The organism is Lysobacter korlensis (genome assembly GCF_042434515.1).
In genome coordinates this window covers 1,081,283-1,095,151 of the sequence record NZ_JBHLTG010000001.1, presented here as the reverse complement: position 1 = coordinate 1,095,151, position 13,869 = coordinate 1,081,283, and the positions used below count along the sequence as shown (strand labels likewise).

Sequence of the window (13,869 nt, the reverse complement as noted above, 5' to 3'; positions counted from 1 at the left end):
TCAGCTCCGGGAAGCCGGGGTTGCCGCCACGATCGGCGCGCGGCGCGACAGCGCCAGCAGGAACAGGCCGACGGCGATCAGCGGCAGGCTCAGCAGCTGGCCCATCGTCAACCAGCCGAACGCGAGGTACCCCAGATGTGCGTCGGGTTCGCGCACGAACTCCACGATGAAGCGGAAACAGCCGTACAGCAGCGCGAACATCCCCGACACCGCATAGCGCGGCTTCGGCGTGCTCGAGTACCACCACAGGATTGCAAACATGACCAGGCCCTCGAGCAGCGCCTGATACAGCTGCGAGGGATGGCGCGCGAACGCATCGAGCGCGCCGGTGGCATGCAGCTCGCGCAGGCGCTCGATCGACGCCCCGTCATGCGGCCCAAGCTCGCTGCGCGGAAAGATCACGCCCCAGCCGGCGCCAGTGAACTTGCCCCACAACTCGCCGCCGATGTAATTGCCGAGGCGTCCGAACCCGAGACCCGGCGGCACCAGCGGCGCGACGAAATCCATCACGTCGAAAAAGTGCAGTCCGTGGCGGCGCGCCCACCACAGGCAGGCGGCGAGTACGCCGAGCAGGCCGCCGTGGAAGCTCATGCCGCCTTCCCAGATGCGCAGCAGCATCATCGGGTCATCGGCCAGATCGGCAAAGCCGTAGAACAGCACGTAGCCCAGGCGCCCGCCGAGCACGACGCCGAGCATTCCGTAGAACAGAAGGTCGCCGTAGGCCTGCTCGTTCACCCCTGGCAGACGACCGGCGCGCACGCGCCGCAGCCCGAGCCACCAGGCCAGGCCGAAGCCGAGCAGGTACATGATCCCGTACCAGTGGATGCTGACCGGCCCGAGTTGCAGGGCGATCGGGTCGATCTGGTGCAGGACGGTCATGCGTTTGGGATTCCAACTGGGTGGGAAAGCACGCAAACGGCCATCAGGGCCCGAAGCGGCGGTCGCTATTGTTGTGCCCGAGGGCGTCCGCTGTCGACCTGACGCGAGCGGCGGCGCGCGACAGTCACTGCTCGCGATGCACCTCTCACAGCACTACGGGACGATCCGGCAGCTCGTTGCGGTCGGGTGCGTCGCCACGCGGGAAGCACCGCGCCACGATGTCGGTCAGTCGGGTGACGCCGTCAATGACCGCGCGCTCGAACTCGCCGCCACGCAGCCCGGCTTCGATGCTGCGACACACGGCTTGCCACTCCTCGGCGGTGACGCAATCCGCGAACCCTCGATCGGCAACGATCTCGATCGCATGGTCGGCCAGCAGCAGGTACAGCAGCACGCCATTGTCGGCCTGCGTATCCCAGACCCTCAGCTGTGCGAACACGTCCTGCGCGCGGTCGCGTGCGCCGACGCCGGCAAAGACATCGCGCACCGGCAACGCGGCCTCGACCGCGAAGCAGACCTCGCCGGTGTGGCGGCGTTCGCCCGCCTCGATCGCAGCGGTGATGCGCTGCAGCGCCTGCTCCGGAAAGCGGCGCCGCACCGAAGGCGCGAACAGATGCCTGAGCACACGTGCCGCCATCGGCTACCAACTCCCCGAGGCGCCACCGCCTCCGCTCATGCCGCCGCCACCAGACCAGCCGCCTCCGCCGCCGAACCCACCGCCACCGAAGCCGCCGCCTCCAAACCCGCCACCGCCGAATCCACCAAACCCGCCCCAGGCATGCGGCCGCGCATAGCGACCCGCGGGGCGGCCGGCGAGGCCGAGAAACATGCCGAGCAGCGCGCCGATGCCGCCTACGAGGAGCATCGACGACAGCAGCCAGGCGACCGCGCCCGCGGCGCCGGCGCCGGCCAGGCCGCGCAGCGATCGTGGCGCGCTTCCGAATATTCCGCGCGCCACCTGCGCGACGATGAACGCGGCGAACAATGCGAACAGCCAATTACTGCCGCCGCCCTGAGGTGCCCGCGCGGCCGGGGCGCGGTGCGAGGCCATCGGCGGAGGAAGCGGCTCGCCTTCGATGATGCGTGCGAGCACGGCGGTCGCGTCCGAAATGCCTCCTGCGTAGTCGCCGGCGCGGAAGCGCGGGACGGCGTACTCCTGGATCACGCGCGCGGCGGTCGCGTCGGGGATCGCTCCCTCGAGGCCGTACCCGACCTCGATCCGCACCCGGCGGTCGTTCTTCGCCACGACGAGCAGCACACCGTCGTCCACCTCGCCGCGCCCGAGCTTCCACTGGTCGAACGCACGGACCGCGTACTGGGCGATGTCCTCCGGCTGCGTGGTCGGCACCATCAGCACCTGCAGCTGGCTGCCTTTGCGCTCGCGCAGCGCGCGCGCCTGCGCTTCGAGGCGTGCACGCGTCTGCGCGTCCAGCGTTCCGGTCGTGTCGACCACCGGCGAATCGAGCCGCGGGATCGGCGCGAGTGTCTGGGCGACCGCAGGGACGGAGAACAGGGCGGCGAGCATGACCAGCATCGACAGCAGCCAGACCGGAAACACTCCGGCGATGTGGCGGTCGCGCATTGCGGCTGCGCGCCGGCGGCCGCGTAATGCCGCCACCCGTAAGGTCGCCGACGCGGTCGCGCCAAACGCTGGCGCATCCGCGGTGCCAGCCTGCGCGTGCACGGCCTCCAATGCCCGTTGAGGCCGTGTTTCAAACGGCAGGCCGAAGCTTGCGTGCCGGATCACTTCGGTCACCCGAAGCGCGCTCAGCCGCCCGACGGCGGGGGCAGCGGCTGCGGCGCCGGCTGCGGCGCGCCGGTTGCCGGCGGCGCCGGGGTCGGTGCGACCGGCGGCGTGCCAAAGTCCACGCGCGGCGCTTCCCGGATCTGCGCTTCGTTCTCGACCGCGAAGTTCGGCCGCGTGTCGTAGTCGAACATCTTCGCCGTGAGGTTGGTCGGGAACTGGCGGATGTAGGTGTTGTAGTCCTGCACGCGCTCGATGTAGCGCTGGCGTTCGACTGTAATCCGGTTCTCGGTGCCTTCGAGCTGTGCCTGCAGCTGGAGGAACTGCTGGTCGGCCTTGAGCTGCGGGTAGTTCTCGCTGACGACCAGCAGCCGGCCGATCGCGCTCTGCAACTGCCCCTGCGCCTGCTGGAACTGCGCCAGCGAAGCCGGATCGTCAGCATTGACGTTGATGCCGCCAACGCGCGCACGCGCTTCGGTCACGTCGGTCAGCACCTGCTGCTCGTGCGAGGCGTAGCCGCGCACCGTCGCCACCAGATTGGGCACCAGGTCGGCGCGACGCTTGTAGACGTTGAGCACCTGCGACCAGGCCGCGTTCACCGCTTCGTCCTTCTGCTGGATCTCGTTGTAACCGCAGCCGCTGAGCAGCAGGGCCAGCAGCATGATCCAGACGATGTTCAAGCGCGCACGCATGGTCACTCCTCGTAGACGGCGCAGGCCCAAGCGTGCCTGCCGCGCGACTACACCCCAGCACCAATAAACGCAGCGTGAGAAGCCCAACGAAAAAGCCGGCCCGAAGGCCGGCTTTTCGCGTTGCGGATCGACCCGCCGTTACTCCGGCAGGACGTGTTGGCGCATGCGGCGCTTCGCAGCGAGGTTCAACACCTCGACCAGCGCCGAGAAGCCCATTGCACCGTAGATGTAGGCCTTAGGCACGTGGTGTTCGAAGCCATCGGCCAGCAGGTACGCACCGACCAGGACGATGAAGGCGAGCGCCAGCATCTTCACGGTCGGGTTGCGATCGATGAATTCGCCCAGCGGCTTCGAGGCGAGCAGCATCACGGCGACTGCGGCAAGGATCGCGATGACCATGATGATGGTCTGATCGGCCATGCCGACCGCGGCGATCACCGAGTCCAGCGAGAACACGATGTCGATCACCGCGATCTGCGAGATCACCGCCATGAACGATGCGGCCGGGCGCGTGTGGACGTCCTCGGATTCCGGCTCGCCGGCGATCATGTCCTTGATCTCGGCCGCGCCCTTCACGATCAGGAACAGGCCGCCGAGGATCAGCACCAGGTCGCGCACCGAGATGCCCTGTCCGAACAGGCGGAACAGGTCGCTCGTCAGGCCGGCCAGCCAGGCCAGCGTCAGCAGCAGCAGGATGCGTGTGATACACGCAACCGCGATGCCGAACTTGCGCGCGCGTTCGCGTTGCTCGTACGGCAGTTTGCTGACGGCGATGGAGATGAAGACCAGGTTGTCGATGCCGAGCACGATCTCGATCGAGCTCAGCGTGATCAGGGTGATCCAGGTCTGCGGATCCAGAAAAATTTCGTTCACGGTACGTCCTGACGTCTTGGAAACGGGCGGTTATGGATCGGTACGGGCGCAATCGTGACGCGCTACGGGGACAGCAGGCGTGAACCGACGATCGCGCCCCAGGTCAACAGCACATTGAGCATCAGCACGAACACCGCGGCCGATCCCATGTCTTTGGCGCGGCCGGCCAGCTCGTGGAACTCCGCGCCGTAGCGCTCGATGACCGCCTCGATCGACGAATTCAGAAGCTCGCAGGCCAGCACAAGCAGCATCGAGCCGACGAGCAGCACGATCTCGACCGGCGTCTCGGCCAGCCACCAGCCCAGCGGCGCCAGCACCACGAACAGGTAGACCTCGAGCCGGAACGACGATTCGTGCGTCCAGGCCGCTGAAAGTCCCTGCAGCGACCACTGGGTCGCCTTGAGGATCCGTCCGGGTCGGCGCGGCAGATTTCCGGTCTCGTCAGCCATGCGCGTGCCTCGAACCGCGGCCGTGCGACGGACGCTGCGCGCCGCGGCGCAGACGGTAGGAGTCGACGGTCGACATTCGGAAATTCGGTCGCGGCGGTCCCGCCAGGGCCGTGAATTCTGCCACAGCCGTGCGGGTGGTCGCTTTGCGGTGGTGGGCCCGGTGGGCCCGGTGGGGCTACTCGGGGCGGCCGGGGCGAGGGGCCCGGGCGTTCGTAGGCGCGCCCGGCAGTGCCTCGCAAACGCGCCTACTCAGTCCGGCCCGAGCCGGTGGCTCGGGCATTCGCCGGCGCACGCGGCAGTGCCGCGTCAGCGCGCCGGCTCATCCTCATGGATTCCCGTGCCGCGGGTGCCGTCGGGGCGGATCCAGCCGCGGAACATGCTGCCGCTGTTGAACGGCATCGCGATGTTGCCGTCGCGGTCGAGTGCAATCGCGCCGCCATCGCCGCCCATGGCCGGGACGATCTTATTGACGACTTCCTCGGCCGCGGCCTGCAACGAATCGCCGCGGTAGGCGACTCGTGCGCAGATGTCGTGTGCAACAGCGCTGCGGATGTAGAACTCGCCCCAGCCGGTGCCGGACACGCCGCAGCGGTCGTCGGCCCAGGTGCCGGCGCCGATGATCGGCGCGTCGCCGACGCGGCCCCACTTCTTGTTGGTCATACCACCGGTGCTGGTCGCGGCCGCAATGTGGCCGTGCTTGTCGAGTGCAACCGCGCCGACCGTACCGAAATACTTCGGCGCGTCGTCCTCGAGCGGCCTAGCGCCGGATTTGCTGGCCTCCTCGCGCTGCGCCTTCTCGAGCGCGCGCTTGCGATGGTCGGTGTCGAACCACGTATTCGGCACGCGCTCGAGCTCGGGCCGGGTATCGGCGAACGCTTCGGCGCCATCACCGGCGAGCATCACGTGCGGACTGTGCTCCATCACCGCACGCGCGAGGCGGATCGGGCTGCGCACCGTGGTTACGCCAGCCACCGCCCCGGCGCGTCGGGTGTGTCCTTCCATGATCGACGCATCGAGTTCGTGCCCGCCCTTGGCGTTGAACACCGCGCCCTTGCCGGCGTTGAAACGCGGCGATTCCTCGAGCACGAGCACCGCCGCCTCGACCGCATCCAGCGACGTACCACCGTCCTGCAGGATGCGGTTGCCGGCGTCCAGCGCGCGATTAAGCGTGGCATGCACGTCGCGCCGATCCTCTTCGGACAGCGCGTCCTTCGGGACGAAGCCGGCACCGCCGTGGATCACGAGCGCGGTCTTGGGTTCTGCAGCGGTAGCGGACATGGCGGCAAGCATGGTGACGATCAGGACTGGAAATCGCATGGACGGTCGGGCTCCGCAGTTCGGTACCAGAGGATAGCGCGGCGCGGCGGGCGCCTACGGGAGGCTCGATCCGCGCATCCGCGCTGTGCAACGCAACATAAACGCGGCTTAACTCCTTCACGGTCGAGGTATGTTTTTGATGATCTCGCGACGTGCATCTCAGAACTGAAACAGTTCTGTACCAACACGTTATCGATTGCATGCGCGCCTGCACGCCCTGTTTAGCTTCGTGAAGAGCCGTTACCACATGCACTTGCGTGGTTGACAGGTTTTCGACACGCATCGAACTCTCGGTCCGCCACGCAGCCGGCGCGTCGCCGGGGTTGGTCGGCGTGGCAAGTACAGCCCGGCAACCGGGCAGACCTTCCTCGTCAACCATTCAATGGAGTGTTCACAATGACCAAGCGCGTCCTCGCGTTGGCCGTCACCCTGGCCCTGGGCTCTTCGGCTGCCGCCGCAGCCGATCTCGTTCGTGCGGAACGGAACCGCATCGAAGGTCAGTACATCGTTGTGCTCGACCCTGACCGTCTGCAGACCCCGCCGGGCCTCGAGCGTGCCCCGGGCCTAGCCGTCGCCGCCGAAAACGCCGCAGTCGACCTGGCCTCGCGCCACGGCGGCAACGTCGAGCGCGTCTACGGACACGCACTTCAGGGCTTCTCCATCAAGGCACCGGAGCACGTGATTGCGCGCATGCTGAAGGACCCGCGCGTGGCGTTCATCGAGGAAGATGCGGTGGTCACCACCAGCGCGACCCAGAGCGGCGCAACGTGGGGCCTTGATCGCTCCGACCAGCGCGATCGCCCGCTCAACGGAAGCTACGTCTACAACTACACCGGCTACAACGTGCGCGCCTACATTGTGGACACCGGCATCCTGGCCAGCCATCAGGACTTCGGCGGCCGCGTCAGCGGCGGCTACACGGCGATCAACGACGGCCGCGGCACGCGTGACTGCAACGGCCATGGCACGCACGTGGCAGGCACTGTCGGCGGCGCAACCTGGGGCGTGGCGAAGTCGGTCCGCCTGGTGCCGATCCGGGTGCTGGATTGCAACGGCTCGGGCTCAAACTCCGGCGTCATCGCCGGCATCGACTGGGTTCGTTACAACCACGTCAAGCCGGCCGTGGCGAACATGAGCCTCGGTGGCGGCGCCTCGTCAGCCGTCGACACCGCGGTGAACAACCTCAACAACGCCGGCGTCACCGTCGTCGTTGCCGCGGGTAACGACAACCAGAACGCCTGCAACTTCTCGCCAGCGCGCGCCGCAGGCGTGTACACGGTCGGCTCGACGCAGTCGAACGACTACCGCTCGTCGTTCTCGAACTACGGCAGCTGCCTGGACATCTTCGCGCCGGGCACCTCGATCAAGTCGGCCTGGCACACCAGCAACACGGCGACGAACACGATCAGCGGCACCTCGATGGCATCGCCGCACGTGGCGGGCGCCGCCGCGCTGTACCTGCAGCGTTATCCGTCGGCCTCGCCGTCGTCGGTGAAGGGTTGGCTGACCAACAACTCGACGACCGGCCGCCTGTACTCGATCGGTTCGTACTCGCCGAATCGCCTCCTCTACACGCGCTGATCTGATGCGAACGCGGTAAGCGCCACGGATGACGCATGCGAAGGCGGCCCTCGGGCCGCCTTCGTCATGTCTGGGCTACGCGCTCGTGCCACTGCCCGATTGGACCGGATCTAGCGCGGGCGCCCTATGTGCAAGCAGTGATCAGACAACCGCGCGACCCTGGACTGAAAGCCCTCAGCGAGAGCCCGGGGCGATGACTGAAAAGGCCATGGTGATCGCGGTGAGCGCGTCGTAGGCGCGACCTGCAGCAGCTGCGCTGGCGGCGCGTGGTGGCACCGCGCCGGTCAGAGTGCTGATGGCGACCTCGGTGAGCCGGATCGTCGCGAGTACGTCGAACAGCTGCAGCGCCGGCCGCGTCTCCACGGCGCATGCAGCGGCCTCTCCGACACGCTACGCGCGCTGGCTCAGCGCTCCGTGGTGCCGGGCACGATGGCGCTTGCGCAGCAGCGCCTCCATGTTGTCCTGCGAGGCGCTTGCGTTCCCGACGCATCAGCACCGAGCGCGACATCGCGCCGAAAGGCACGCGCATCACGTGCTCCCTGCCGGGCAGATCATCGTCGCGTTGGCGCCTCCGGCCGAACCCGCCCGTCTTTTAGGGGCCTGGCACGCCGGCACCAGCGCTTCGCGCTGCGCGCAGTCCGTCCGAGTGGCTGCTCCTTACCAACCGCCGGCAACCGGCTGACTCGCTGGTCGTGCCGCTTCGCCCCGTAGGCGTGCCTCCTGGAACCAGGGTCGGCCGGGCGGCGCCCAGCGGCAAGTGCGGTATGGCGCGGCTGCGGCGCCCGCCGCTGACCGAGCAGTTGCGCTCGGCGAGCACTGCTTTCCTGCGACCGCGCGACACCAACCGGGCGTGTTGCACTCGCGCTACATGCCTGTCGACTGCGGCAGCAGGCCCAGCCCACAAACCGCCCCGATCCGCTGAAAACGTGACCTCGGCATCGGCTTGCGAGTGACCCGCCGCGCAAGCTTGCTGTGCGATGCAGCATAAACGGCTGCGCACGCCTTCACGGTCTTGGCTATTTTTTGACCAGATCCCGATCGATTCTCAGAAATGAAACATTGATGTAACAACGCCTTATCACTTCGTTGACGCAAGAATCACCGCGTTTATGTTTGTGAAACACACAGACGACTTGACACACGCTGTTGACACGAATTCGGCGGGACGCGAACTCTCGCTACACCACGCAGCCAGCGCGTCGCCGGGTTTGGTCGGTGTGGCACGTACTGCTCCGGAATGAGCAGGCCCTAGTCGTCAATCAATCCTTTGGAGTGTTCACAATGACCAAGCGCGTCCTCGCGTTGGCCGTCACCCTGGCCCTGGGCTCTTCAGCTGCCGCTGCAGCCGATCTCGTTCGTGCGGAGCGGAACCGCATCGAAGGCCAGTACATCGTTGTGCTTGACCCTGCCCGTCTGCAGACCCCGCCGGGCCTCGAGCGTGCCCCGGGCCTGGCCGTCGCCGCTGAAAACGCCGCGGTTGACCTGGCCTCGCGCCACGGCGGCAACGTCGAGCGCGTCTACGGACACGCACTCCAGGGCTTTTCCCTCAAGGCACCGGAACACGTGGTCGCCCGCATGCTGAAGGACCCGCGCGTCGCCTTCATCGAAGAAGACGCGATGTCGTATCCGACCGCCACGCAGAGCGGCGCCACCTGGGGCCTTGATCGTTCCGACCAGCGTGCGCTTCCGCTCAACGGCAGCTACGTCTACGACTACACCGGCTACAACGTGCGTGCGTACGTCATCGACAGCGGCATCCTTGCGAGCCACCAGGACTTCGGCGGCCGCGTCAGCGGTGGCTACACAGCGATCAACGACGGCCGCGGCACCAGCGACTGCAACGGCCACGGCACGCATGTGGCGGGCACGATCGGCGGCGCAACCTGGGGCGTGGCGAAGTCGGTCCGGCTGGTGCCGGTGCGCGTGTTCGGTTGCACGGGCGGCAGCAGCAACTCGACGATCATCGCGGGCGTGGACTGGGTTCGCTACAACCACGTCAAGCCGGCCGTGGCGAACATGAGCCTGGGTGGCGGCGCCTCCTCGGCAATCGACACCGCAGTGAACAACCTCAACAACGCCGGCGTCACCGTCGTGGTTGCCGCGGGTAACGACAACCAGAACGCCTGCAACTACTCGCCGGCACGCGCCTCGGGCGTGTACACGGTCGGCTCGACGCAGTCGAACGACTACCGCTCGTCGTTCTCGAACTACGGCAGCTGCTTGGACATCTTCGCGCCGGGCACCTCGATCAAGTCGGCCTGGTACACCAGCACCACGGCAACCAACACGATCAGCGGCACCTCGATGGCATCGCCGCACGTGGCGGGCGCCGCCGCGCTCTACCTGCAGCGGTATCCGTCGGCCTCGACGTCGTCCGTGAAGGGCTGGCTGACCAACAACGCGACGACGGGTCGCGTGTACAACGTCGCGGGCTCGCCGAACCGACTGCTCTATACGCGCTGATCTGATGCGAATGCAGTAAGCGCCATGGATGGCGCATGCGAAGGCGGCCCTCGGGCCGCCTTTGTCTTGATAGTGTTGCCTTACGGACGCTAGCGCTCCGAAGAAATCGAGAGATAACGCCCTACGGCGCACGTAGCGGCATCACTACAGTCGCGTCGCGATCGAGACGCCTGAGGCCAGCAAGGTGATGTGCGCGGTGACGTATGCGCCGGTGCTGGCGGCAGCCAAACAAACCACCCAGCAACCCCGAACTCGGCGCTCAGAGCGCACCGCCCACTACAGCGTTTCGCCAACGGTCCATAATTCATGAGGTACGGCTCACGGCTTCAACGCTCGCGCGTGCCTTCGACATGTCCATTGCCGTGCCGGATCGAGGCTCGGAAAGCATCAGGACCCGGCGGTGCGGTCGACCGAAGGCCTCCTACACCATCCTCGAGGCCGACTAGTTCGTCGGTGACGCGGACGCAGAGGCGACCGCTGAGATCGACACGCAGAGGCCACCCTCTGCAAACGGGCAGCGCAGATGCTCAAGCCGGGGGGGGGGGTAGTCCAACAGTTGTCATGCGCAAGCCAGGCGATGCGCTGGCGCCGTCATGGGGTGGACACCGAAGAGCAATGTGACTCGGAGCCCCGCGGCCGTAGCACGACGAGGGTCGGGCGCCAGCGGCGCGAGAAGCGACGCCAAGCGAAGCGGCGCTCATGCAGAGGAATGGAACAACATCACTCCACTCGAGGGTAACCAGCGAAATCTGGGTCCAGCAGCGGCCGGATCAAGCCCGTGCTGCCCGCAGTGCTTAGCTCGAACCACCGTGGCCGTCATCACGACCGCCAACATGTCGGCAAGGACGCCGCCGTTGCCATTCCACAGCCATTGCTATTGCCGGAACGCAGTTCGCGCCGCCGTAGCTCAGTCCTGCGAACCACTCTCGGGGAAGTGGATCACCGCGGTCGTGCCCTCACCGGGCGCACTGGTAAGCGTGACCGGCCAGCCGAAACGCTCCCCGAGTCGCCGCACGATCGACAGGCCAATGCCCTTGCCTTCCTGGCGCTCCATATCGACGCGGAAGAACGGATCGAATGCCTTGCTCACCGCTTCGGCCGACATGCCGATGCCGCTGTCGCGCACTTCGATGCGTTCTGGGTTTACGACGATGCTGATTTCGCCGCGCTCGGTGTAGCGAGTCGCATTGCTGAGCAGATTGCCGAGCATCACGTTGAGCACGTGGCGTGGCGCATAGAGCTCGGGCGTGCCGTCGATGACGACGCGCAGTTCGACCGGCTTGCCGTCGAGCAGCGGCCGCGCCCGCTCGACTTCCTTATCGATGATGTCGCGCACGGGCAGCCGCTCGCTCTGCGGTTCGACTTCCGATTCGCGGGCCAGGATCAGGAATGCCTCGATCACCGCTTCCATGTCGCGCGCTGCACGCTGCACGCGGCCGAGCGAGCGCTTGTGCCGGTCCGAAAGCTCGGGCTCGGCACTGAGCAGATCGGTTGCCACGCGGATGACCGTCAACGGGGTGCGCAGTTCGTGGCTGGCGTCCCGCGTGAAATCACGCTCGCGCTGGACGAAGTCGCCCACCCGACGTGCAAGCCCGCGCAGCGCGTGCGCAAGGCGGCGCACCTCGGTTGCGGACTCGGGGGGAAGGTGGTCGGGGGCGAGCGCGGCCGGGTCCGGCTGGCGGGGGTCCCAGCGCGACACCACGTTCGCCAGCCAGCTGACCGGCGCGACCAGCCGCTTCGATGTGCGGTACGTCAGCCACGAGGTGAGGTACATCACCAGCAGCGAGAGCAGCAGCGCAACCGATGCGGTCCAGAACACCGCGCGATCGATCAGGCTCGGGTCGTAGACCAGATAAAGGGTGCCGTGTGGGTCCGGGTCGACGAATACCACTTTGTCATCGCCGCCGAACGCGTGCAGCCCCGGCGACGTTTCGCGAAGCACCTCGGGCAGCGGCGTGCCTCGCCCGTTCGGCGCAGCCAGGTAGCCGCTGAGCATCGTGGTGTTCGGCAGCGGATGCGCCGCGTCCTGACGATGCCCCTCGCGGAACGCGGCTGCCTCGTGTCGAAGCAACGAATGCAGCAGCGTCTGACGCACCGCGATCCCGCCCAGCAGTACGCCGAGCGAGATCACGAGCGTAGCGACCAACGCCTGGCCGATGATGGCCAGCTTGATCTTTCGCGGAAGCCCCTGTGGCATTGCCGTGAACCGGCGATCAGTCCGGCGGCTGCGAGATATCGGCGATCCGGTAACCCGCGCTCTGCACGGTGTGCAGCAGCTGCTTGTCGAACGGCTTGTCGATGGTCTTGCGCAGGTTGTACAGGTGGCTGCGGAGCGTGTCGGAGTCCGGCAGGCCATTGCCCCAGATCTCGCGCTCGATTTCCTGACGGCTCACCACGCGCGGCGATTCGCGCATGAGGATCGTCAGCAGGCGCAGGCCGATCGGCGACAGCTGCAGCTCCACCCCGCCACGCGTGACGCGCAGGCTGGCCGGATCGAGCACGAGGTCGGCGACCTTGAGCACTTCGCCACCCACCTGACGGCGTTCACGGCGGATCAGGGCGCGCAGGCGCGCCTCGAGCTCCTGGATTGCGAACGGCTTGGTGAGGTAGTCGTCGGCACCGGCTGACAGGCCCGTGAGCTTCTCGTCGAGCGTGTCGCGCGACGTCAGCATGAGCACCGGCGTCGACTTGCGCGCATCTTCACGCAGGCGCTTGCAGACCTCGATTCCATCCAGGCGCGGCAGCATCAGGTCGAGCACGACCACGTCGTAGCTGTTCTCCGAAGCCAGCCGGTAACCATCGAGGCCGTCGGCCGCGTAGTCCACCTCGAATCCACGGCCTTCGAGGTATTCACCCACCATCTCGGAAATATTGCGGTTGTCTTCCACGATCAGGACCAGACCACCGTCGCGCGAGCCTTGCATACAGATCTCCAACCCTTCAGTTTTGTGAAAGGTGCCTCGGCCGGGGTAGAGGTCGTGTGAAGACAGCTCGACCGGAGTGAAAGTCGGCCTCGGCAGTCAGCTGCGCTCGGCCGCTTTCGCCCTCGCCCAGTAGGCATCCTGCTCGTCAAGCGGCAATTGGGCGAGATTCCGGCCATCGGCCTGCGCCATCACCTCCATGGCGCGGAAGCGGCGCTCGAACTTGAGGTTCGCGCGGCGCAGCGCACTGCCGACGTCCACCCGGCCGTGGCGTGCGATGTTCGTGCAGACGAACAGCAGATCGCCGATCTCGTCCTCGAGCCGCGCGCGCACGGCCGCCTCGTCATCGGCGCCGTCGAGCGCAGCAAACTCCGCGCGCACTTCGTCGATCTCCTCGTGCAGCTTGTCGAACACCGGGCCGACCGAAGGCCAGTCGAAGCCCACGCGTGCGGCACGCTTCTGCAGTTTGGTTGCGCGCTGCCATTCCGGCAGGCCGCGGCTGATGCCGGCCAGTGCGGACGTGTCGGCTTCTCCTGCCGCTTCGCGCTCGCGTCGCTTGAGCTCTTCCCACGCGACGGTCTGCGCCTCGGCGTCGGCCACGTGCTCATCGCCGAACACATGCGGATGACGCCGGCGCATCTTGTCGCTAATCGCGGCCACCACGTCGGGAAATGCGAACGCGCCGGCCTCTTCGGCCATGCGCGCATGGAACACGACCTGCAGCAGCAGGTCGCCGAGTTCGTCCTTCAGCGCGGGCAGGTCGCCGCGGTCGATAGCATCGGCGACTTCGTACGCTTCCTCGATCGTGTACGGCGCAATCGTTTCGAACGTCTGCGCGACGTCCCAGGGGCATCCGCGCTCGCGGTCGCGCAGCTGGGCCATGATTGAAAGCAGGCCCTCGATGCCCGTTCGGGCTTCCTGATCGCTCATCCGGGTCGAGCGCCTCGTCG

General features: G+C 67.0%; 13 protein-coding genes. 2 read left to right on the top strand and 11 right to left on the bottom strand.

The window, feature by feature from the left end; all coding sequences use genetic code 11:
- The 7 genes from lgt to ACFFGH_RS04835 form a co-directional block, all read right to left on the bottom strand.
- On the bottom strand, positions 1-879 hold the full coding sequence (gene lgt, locus ACFFGH_RS04865; RefSeq protein WP_386665333.1) for a prolipoprotein diacylglyceryl transferase: 879 nt from the start codon (positions 877-879) through the stop codon (positions 1-3).
- 145 nt (positions 880-1,024) lie between these two features.
- Entirely contained in the window at positions 1,025-1,516 is a 492-nt protein-coding gene (locus ACFFGH_RS04860; protein WP_386665331.1) for a TPM domain-containing protein, read from the bottom strand.
- A 3-nt stretch (positions 1,517-1,519) separates the two neighbouring features.
- On the bottom strand, positions 1,520-2,461 hold the full coding sequence (locus tag ACFFGH_RS04855) for a TPM domain-containing protein (RefSeq protein ID WP_386665330.1): 942 nt from the start codon (positions 2,459-2,461) through the stop codon (positions 1,520-1,522).
- 185 nt (positions 2,462-2,646) lie between these two features.
- Positions 2,647-3,315 (bottom strand): LemA family protein, encoded by a 669-nt coding sequence (locus tag ACFFGH_RS04850; protein ID WP_386665328.1) that lies wholly within the window; start codon positions 3,313-3,315, stop codon positions 2,647-2,649.
- Between the two features lie 138 nt (positions 3,316-3,453).
- A complete protein-coding gene (locus ACFFGH_RS04845; protein ID WP_386665326.1) occupies positions 3,454-4,188 on the bottom strand; it encodes a TerC family protein in 735 nt (244 codons plus the stop codon).
- A 62-nt stretch (positions 4,189-4,250) separates the two neighbouring features.
- Complete coding sequence (locus tag ACFFGH_RS04840; protein WP_386665323.1) at positions 4,251-4,637, bottom strand: diacylglycerol kinase; 387 nt, start codon at positions 4,635-4,637, stop codon at positions 4,251-4,253.
- 306 nt (positions 4,638-4,943) lie between these two features.
- Positions 4,944-5,954: an isoaspartyl peptidase/L-asparaginase family protein gene (locus tag ACFFGH_RS04835; RefSeq protein WP_386665321.1), complete on the bottom strand. Its 1,011-nt coding sequence runs from the start codon at positions 5,952-5,954 to the stop codon at positions 4,944-4,946.
- Positions 5,955-6,350: 396 nt separating this feature from the next.
- On the opposite strand from ACFFGH_RS04835, the gene ACFFGH_RS04830 reads away from it, so the two are divergent.
- A complete protein-coding gene (locus ACFFGH_RS04830; protein ID WP_386665318.1) occupies positions 6,351-7,535 on the top strand; it encodes a S8 family peptidase in 1,185 nt (394 codons plus the stop codon).
- A gap of 174 nt (positions 7,536-7,709) precedes the next feature.
- On the opposite strand, the gene ACFFGH_RS04825 is transcribed toward ACFFGH_RS04830, so the two are convergent.
- Positions 7,710-7,898, bottom strand: a complete 189-nt coding sequence (locus tag ACFFGH_RS04825; protein WP_386665316.1) for a hypothetical protein — start codon at positions 7,896-7,898, stop codon at positions 7,710-7,712.
- A gap of 918 nt (positions 7,899-8,816) precedes the next feature.
- Between ACFFGH_RS04825 and ACFFGH_RS04820 the strand changes: the two genes are divergently transcribed.
- Positions 8,817-9,998 carry a S8 family peptidase gene (locus tag ACFFGH_RS04820; RefSeq protein WP_386665314.1) on the top strand — a complete coding sequence of 394 codons (1,182 nt, stop codon included), beginning with the start codon at positions 8,817-8,819 and terminating at the stop codon, positions 9,996-9,998.
- A 907-nt stretch (positions 9,999-10,905) separates the two neighbouring features.
- On the opposite strand, the gene ACFFGH_RS04815 is transcribed toward ACFFGH_RS04820, so the two are convergent.
- The 3 genes from ACFFGH_RS04815 to mazG form a co-directional block, all read right to left on the bottom strand.
- On the bottom strand, positions 10,906-12,195 hold the full coding sequence (locus ACFFGH_RS04815; protein ID WP_386665311.1) for an ATP-binding protein: 1,290 nt from the start codon (positions 12,193-12,195) through the stop codon (positions 10,906-10,908).
- 16 nt (positions 12,196-12,211) lie between these two features.
- On the bottom strand, positions 12,212-12,922 hold the full coding sequence (locus tag ACFFGH_RS04810) for a response regulator transcription factor (protein ID WP_189457755.1): 711 nt from the start codon (positions 12,920-12,922) through the stop codon (positions 12,212-12,214).
- Between the two features lie 96 nt (positions 12,923-13,018).
- Positions 13,019-13,849 carry a nucleoside triphosphate pyrophosphohydrolase gene (gene mazG, locus ACFFGH_RS04805; protein WP_386665307.1) on the bottom strand — a complete coding sequence of 277 codons (831 nt, stop codon included), beginning with the start codon at positions 13,847-13,849 and terminating at the stop codon, positions 13,019-13,021.
- Positions 13,850-13,869 lie beyond the last annotated feature (20 nt).

Coding starts and splice junctions, on each gene's coding strand:
- ACFFGH_RS04840 (WP_386665323.1), bottom strand. CDS start 4,637: ATGGCTGACGAGACCGGAAATCTGCCGCGCCGACCCGGACGGATCCTC.
- ACFFGH_RS04820 (WP_386665314.1), top strand. CDS start 8,817: ATGACCAAGCGCGTCCTCGCGTTGGCCGTCACCCTGGCCCTGGGCTCT.
- ACFFGH_RS04855 (WP_386665330.1), bottom strand. CDS start 2,461: ATGCGCGACCGCCACATCGCCGGAGTGTTTCCGGTCTGGCTGCTGTCG.
- ACFFGH_RS04835 (WP_386665321.1), bottom strand. CDS start 5,954: ATGCGATTTCCAGTCCTGATCGTCACCATGCTTGCCGCCATGTCCGCT.
- mazG (WP_386665307.1), bottom strand. CDS start 13,849: ATGAGCGATCAGGAAGCCCGAACGGGCATCGAGGGCCTGCTTTCAATC.
- ACFFGH_RS04815 (WP_386665311.1), bottom strand. CDS start 12,195: ATGCCACAGGGGCTTCCGCGAAAGATCAAGCTGGCCATCATCGGCCAG.
- ACFFGH_RS04860 (WP_386665331.1), bottom strand. CDS start 1,516: ATGGCGGCACGTGTGCTCAGGCATCTGTTCGCGCCTTCGGTGCGGCGC.
- lgt (WP_386665333.1), bottom strand. CDS start 879: ATGACCGTCCTGCACCAGATCGACCCGATCGCCCTGCAACTCGGGCCG.
- ACFFGH_RS04810 (WP_189457755.1), bottom strand. CDS start 12,922: ATGCAAGGCTCGCGCGACGGTGGTCTGGTCCTGATCGTGGAAGACAAC.
- ACFFGH_RS04850 (WP_386665328.1), bottom strand. CDS start 3,315: ATGCGTGCGCGCTTGAACATCGTCTGGATCATGCTGCTGGCCCTGCTG.
- ACFFGH_RS04830 (WP_386665318.1), top strand. CDS start 6,351: ATGACCAAGCGCGTCCTCGCGTTGGCCGTCACCCTGGCCCTGGGCTCT.